Below are 5,984 nucleotides of genomic sequence, written 5' to 3'. Positions count from 1 at the left end.
GCTCGCGAATGCGGTGTGTCAGTTGATGCACCTGGTACTGATACACCGCTTTCGCGAGCAAGCCCGCTCCCACGTTTTTATTGGGTTTGCAGATAAGGACCTGCTTCAGCTGCAGGCTACCGCAACTTGCGCGGCTGCCTACAGTTACGCCAGAATCCGCCGGCTTGTACGGCTGGCTTGTCGTCTCTATGGTTGCTCGGTCGCTGCTCATCAGCGATCAGGTTTAGTAGCCTGATGGTTAAGTTAAGTCGTACCACTCCGACCTCTATGGCGGCTGTGCGTAGGGCATCTTCGGGTGCGCCGGCTTTTGCTTAACTTCCCCGGTCTACTAACCTGCGCCCAGCTGCCACCCTATCGTTTAGTAGCGAGTCGATGGCGGCCTCATTCGAGGAAGTTAAGACATGTTCAAGCCAACCCCAAATCCACCGCCGTCCGTCTTTATCATCGCCCCCGATACCGACGACGAAGCCCTCATGATCAACAGCCTGGAAACCTTCGCCTCGGTCAGCGCCTTGCTGCTCGACCTGTCTGAAGAGCTGCACGGCAAAACGCGCGACACCGTCCTGGCCATCCACCAACTGAGTGCGCTGGGCACGCAGATGGTCGGCAAAATGCTCGACCGCCATACCCCGGCTCGCTGAACCCCAGGCAAAAAAAGACCTCCCGAAGGAGGTCTTTTTTCGTCACGCTGCTTTAAGTGCCAGCACTACCGGATCAGCAGCTGTAGTACAGCTCGTATTCCAGTGGGTGTACGAAGGTGCGAACCTTGATTTCTTCTGCGCTTTTCAGCTCGATGTAGGCATCGATGAAGTCGTCGCTGAACACGCCGCCTTTGGTCAGGAACGCACGGCCCTTGTCCAGCTCTTCCAGGGCTTCTTTCAGGCTGCCGCACACTTGTGGGATCTCTTTGGCCTCTTCAGGCGGCAGGTCGTACAAGTTTTTGTCGGCGGCGTCGCCAGGGTGGATCTTGTTCTGGATACCGTCCAGGCCGGCCATGACCAGGGCAGCGAAGGCCAGGTATGGGTTGGCTGCTGGATCCGGGAAGCGAGCTTCGATACGGCGAGCGCGCGGGCTGGACACGTAAGGAATACGGATCGAAGCGGAACGGTTACGTGCCGAGTAGGCCAGCATCACCGGAGCTTCGAAACCTGGGACCAGACGCTTGTAGGAGTTGGTCGACGGGTTGGTGAAGCCGTTCAGGGCCTTACCGTGCTTGATGATACCGCCGATGAAGTACAGGGCGGTGTCGGACAGGCCGGCATAACCTTCGCCAGCGAAGGTGTTCTTGCCTTCTTTGGCGATGGACAGGTGAACGTGCATACCCGAACCGTTATCGCCGTACAGTGGCTTAGGCATGAAGGTCGCGGTACGGCCGTAAGCCACGGCAGTGTTGTGTACGCAATACTTCAGCGTTTGAACTTCGTCAGCCTTGGCAACCAGGGTGTTGAACTTCACGCCGATTTCGTTCTGACCGGCAGTGGCCACTTCGTGGTGGTGCACTTCGATGACCAGGCCCATGTCTTCCATGGCGTTGCACATGGAGGTACGGATTTCGTGGTCATGGTCGAACGGCGGAACCGGGAAGTAGCCGCCTTTGATGCCTGGACGGTGGCCATGGTTGCCGCCTTCCACGTCCTGGTCTGACATCCAGGAGCCTTGCTCGGAGTAGATCTTGAACATCGAGCCGGAGATGTCGGACTTGAATTTCACCTGGTCGAAGATGAAGAACTCAGGCTCCGGGCCTACGAATACGGTGTCACCGATACCGGTGGACTTCAGGTATTCCTCGGCACGCTTGGCGATCGCACGTGGGTCGCGGTCGTAGCCTTGCATGGTCGAAGGCTCGATCACGTCGCACACCAGGATCAGGGTGGCTTCTTCGGTGAACGGGTCGAGCACGGCAGTGCTGTCGTCCGGCATCAGGATCATGTCGGAGGCTTCGATGCCTTTCCAGCCAGCGATGGAGGAACCGTCGAACATTTTGCCTTCTTCGAAGAAAGCATCATCCAGCGCGTCGCGAGCCGGCATGGTCACGTGGTGCTGAGTACCTTTAGTGTCCGTGAAGCGCAGATCAATCCATTTAACGTCATGATCTTTGATGAGTTGAACCGACTTCGACATGGTGTCCTCCGGGTGGCTTCGGGCTGGGTAGTGGAGTTAGCCCTTAGAATGTGGGTGATGCCGGCGCGAATACTCGACCAAGGCAACCTGCCTCACAAGAGAGCAAATTGCATGCCAGTGCGCCAACATGGCCTTTTTGCCTCAAAATGGCCCCTATAACGGTGCAATCCGTTGAAGTGCGATAAATAACGCACTGCAATGTAGCGTTAATCTGCGCAAATGACCCGTTTTGGTGCGCGCAATCTGCGATGCATATTAACTGGTTAAACCTTGAGCGATTTCCGCTATAATCCGCGCCCCCCTTTTTCGGCAGGCCCTGCGCGCGCTGTTTCCATGAAATTAATCGTTAAAGTGTTCCCCGAGATCACCATCAAAAGCCGACCGGTACGGATGCGTTTCATCCGTCAGTTGGCCAAGAACATCCGTGCCGTGCTCCGTGACCTGGACCCGGCTGTGGTGGTGAATGGCGTGTGGGACAACCTCGAGCTGGAAACCCGCATTACCGACGCCAAAGCCCTGAAGGACATGACCGAACGCCTGAGCTGCATGCCGGGCATCGCGCATTTCCTGCAGGTGGATGAGTACCCGCTGGGCGACTTCGACGACATCACCGAAAAGTGCAAATTGCACTTCGGTGGTGAGCTGGAAGGGAAGATTTTTTCGGTGCGCTGCAAGCGTGCCGGCAAGCACCCGTTCAGCTCCATGGACGTCGAGAAATACGTCGGCAGCAAGCTGCGTCGCGAGTGCGGCGCCGCCGGAATTTCCCTGAAAGCGCCGCAAATTGAAGTGCGCATGGAAATTCGCGACCAACGGTTGTTTGTGATCCACAGCCAGCACAACAGCATCGGCGGCTACCCGCTCGGCGCCCTGGAACAGACCCTGGTATTGATGTCCGGCGGTTTCGATTCCACGGTGGCGGCCTACCAGATCATGCGCCGCGGCCTGATGAGCCACTTCTGCTTCTTTAACTTGGGCGGGCGTGCACATGAATTGGGCGTGATGGAAGTCGCGCACTTTATCTGGAAGAAGTACGGCAGCTCCCAGCGCGTGCTATTTGTGAGCGTGCCGTTCGAAGAAGTGCTGGGCGAAATTCTCGGCAAAGTCGATAACAGTCATATGGGCGTAGTTTTGAAGCGTATGATGTTGCGCGCTGCGTCCCGAATCGCCGACCAGTTGCAGATCGACGCGCTGGTGACCGGCGAAGCGATCTCCCAGGTCTCCAGCCAGACGCTGCCGAACCTGTCGCTGATCGACTGCGTGACCGAAAAGCTGGTGCTGCGCCCGCTGATCGCCAGCCACAAACAGGACATCATCGACCTGGCAGAAGAAATCGGCACCGCCGACTTTGCCAAGCACATGCCTGAATATTGCGGGGTCATCTCGGTGAACCCCAAGACCCACGCCAAGCGCAACCGCGTGGAGTACGAAGAACAACAGTTCGACATGGCGATTCTGGAGCGTGCGCTCGAGAACGCCAAGATGGTCCCGATCGATCGCGTAATCGACGAACTGGGCCAGGATGTGCAGATCGAAGAAGTCAGCGAAGCCCTGGCCGGCCAGATCGTCGTCGACATCCGTCACCCGGATGCCGCCGAGGATGAGCCGCTGGAAGTCGCTGGCGTCGACGTACAAACGCTGCCGTTTTATGCATTGAACGCGCGTTTCAAGGAACTGGATAACAGCCGTCAGTACCTGCTGTATTGCGACAAAGGCGTGATGAGTCGCCTGCATGCCCACCATTTGCTCAGTGAGGGGTATGCCAATGTGCGCGTTTATCGACCGAGCTAAGAGCCCGGGGCTGTTTGCCTGTGGCCTGCGTCACCGGCCCCCCGACTCTGCCGTCAAGCTGTAACGGCAAGGCCTGACTCTACTGTTAATCGCTGCCACGACCTGTCAGCACACCGAATCCTCTGATCGAGATACACAAGTGATCGAAAATCTACGTAACATCGCCATCATTGCTCACGTTGACCATGGTAAAACCACCCTGGTAGACAAACTCCTGCGTCAATCCGGCACCCTGGAGCGCAACGAGCTCAACGACGAGCGCGTGATGGACTCCAACGACCAGGAAAAAGAGCGCGGTATTACCATCCTGGCTAAAAACACCGCTATCAACTGGAACGGCTACCACATCAACATCGTGGATACCCCGGGCCACGCCGACTTCGGCGGCGAAGTAGAACGCGTAATGTCGATGGTCGACTCCGTTCTGCTGCTGGTTGACGCCCAAGACGGCCCTATGCCGCAAACCCGTTTCGTGACCAAGAAGGCGTTCGAAGCCGGCCTGCGTCCGATCGTGTGCATCAACAAGGTTGACCGTCCAGGCGCGCGTCCGGACTGGGTTCTGGACCAGATCTTCGACCTGTTCGACAACCTGGGTGCTACCGAAGAACAGCTGGACTTCAAAGTCGTCTACGCCTCGGCCCTGAACGGCATTGCCGGTCTGGAACACACCGACATGGCTGAAGATATGACCCCGCTGTACCAGTCGATCGTCGACAACGTACCGGCGCCGAAAGTTGACCGTGACGGCCCGTTCCAGATGCAAATCTCGGCACTGGACTACAACAGCTTCCTGGGTGTTATCGGTGTTGGCCGTATCGCTCGTGGTAGCGTCAAGCCGAACACTCCGGTTGTCGCCATCGGCGCCGACGGCAAGAAGCGTAACGGCCGTATCCTGAAGCTGATGGGCCACCACGGCCTGCACCGCATCGACGTTGAAGAAGCTTTCGCCGGCGATATCGTGTGCGTCAGCGGTATGGACTCGCTGTTCATCTCCGACACCCTGTGCCAGCCGGACAACGTCGAGGCCATGAAGCCTCTGACCGTTGACGAGCCGACCGTTTCCATGACCTTCCAGGTAAACGACTCGCCTTTCTGCGGTAAAGAAGGCAAGTTCGTGACGTCCCGTAACATCAAGGAACGTCTGGACAAAGAGCTGCTGTACAACGTTGCTCTGCGCGTTGAAGAAGGCGACTCGGCTGACAAGTTCAAAGTCTCCGGCCGTGGTGAGCTGCACCTCTCGGTACTGATCGAAACCATGCGTCGCGAAGGCTTCGAAATGGGTGTTGGTCGTCCTGAAGTGATCATCCGTCAAGTTGACGGCGTGAAGCAGGAACCGTTCGAAAACGTCACCATCGACACCCCTGAAGAATCCCAGGGCAAGGTCATGGAAGAGATGGGCCTGCGTAAGGGTGACCTGACCAACATGGTGCCGGATGGCAAAGGCCGTGTACGTCTGGAATACAACATCCCTGCGCGTGGTCTGATCGGTTTCCGTAACCAGTTCCTGACCCTGACCAACGGTGCTGGCATCCTGACCTCGATCTTCGATCGCTACGACACCATGAAGTCCGGCGACATGTCCGGCCGTCAGAACGGTGTTCTGGTCTCGGTAGAAACCGGCAAGGCACTGACCTACTCCCTGGAAACCCTCCAGGCGCGTGGCAAGCTGTTCGTTGAACACGGTCAAGAGATCTACAACGGTCAGATCGTTGGTCTGAACAGCCGTGACAACGACATGGGCGTCAACCCAACCAAAGGCAAGAAGCTCGACAACATGCGTGCTTCGGGTAAAGACGAAACCATCGCCCTGGTTCCACCTGTTCGCTTCACCCTGGAACAGGCTCTGGAATTCATCCAGGACGACGAGCTGTGCGAAGTCACGCCGAAGTCGATCCGCCTGCGTAAGAAAATCCTGGACGAAGGCGAGCGTACCCGCGCTGCCAAGAAAGCCAAGAACTGAGTTAACTCAGGCTGAATGAAAAACGCCCCCGGTCGAAAGGCCGGGGGCGTTTTTTTATGCCTGCAGAATAGGCAGTGAATGCACCGGCCCTATCGGGGGCAAGCCCCCTCCCACA

The 5,984-nt window shown here is 57.4% G+C and carries 5 protein-coding genes; 3 read left to right on the top strand and 2 right to left on the bottom strand.

What is annotated here, in order from left to right:
- Positions 1 to 211: hypothetical protein (locus WBR57_RS02245; RefSeq protein WP_424081715.1), on the bottom strand; the 211-nt coding region annotated here is incomplete at its 3' end.
- A gap of 190 nt (positions 212 to 401) precedes the next feature.
- On the opposite strand from WBR57_RS02245, the gene WBR57_RS02240 reads away from it, so the two are divergent.
- Entirely contained in the window at positions 402 to 641 is a 240-nt protein-coding gene (locus WBR57_RS02240; RefSeq protein WP_424081713.1) for a DUF6124 family protein, read from the top strand.
- A 73-nt stretch (positions 642 to 714) separates the two neighbouring features.
- Here WBR57_RS02240 and glnA read toward each other — a convergent pair whose 3' ends face one another.
- Entirely contained in the window at positions 715 to 2,121 is a 1,407-nt protein-coding gene (gene glnA / locus WBR57_RS02235) for a type I glutamate--ammonia ligase (RefSeq protein ID WP_065899824.1), read from the bottom strand.
- A 333-nt stretch (positions 2,122 to 2,454) separates the two neighbouring features.
- Here glnA and thiI point away from each other — a divergent pair, with 333 nt between their 5' ends.
- Positions 2,455 to 3,909: a tRNA uracil 4-sulfurtransferase ThiI gene (gene thiI, locus WBR57_RS02230; protein ID WP_424081711.1), complete on the top strand. Its 1,455-nt coding sequence runs from the start codon at positions 2,455 to 2,457 to the stop codon at positions 3,907 to 3,909.
- Between the two features lie 139 nt (positions 3,910 to 4,048).
- Positions 4,049 to 5,869, top strand: a complete 1,821-nt coding sequence (typA, locus tag WBR57_RS02225) for a translational GTPase TypA (protein WP_032890153.1) — start codon at positions 4,049 to 4,051, stop codon at positions 5,867 to 5,869.
- The last annotated feature ends 115 nt before the right edge of the window (positions 5,870 to 5,984 follow it).

It is taken from the genome of Pseudomonas sp. (assembly GCF_049590575.1).
Lineage (GTDB): Bacteria > Pseudomonadota > Gammaproteobacteria > Pseudomonadales > Pseudomonadaceae > Aquipseudomonas.
This window is presented reverse-complemented; position numbering and strand designations above follow the sequence as displayed.

Bases quoted from the DNA above. Each gene is read 5' to 3' on its own strand.
- WBR57_RS02240 (WP_424081713.1), top strand. From the start codon at position 402: ATGTTCAAGCCAACCCCAAATCCACCGCCGTCCGTCTTTATCATCGCC.
- glnA (WP_065899824.1), bottom strand. From the start codon at position 2,121: ATGTCGAAGTCGGTTCAACTCATCAAAGATCATGACGTTAAATGGATT.
- thiI (WP_424081711.1), top strand. From the start codon at position 2,455: ATGAAATTAATCGTTAAAGTGTTCCCCGAGATCACCATCAAAAGCCGA.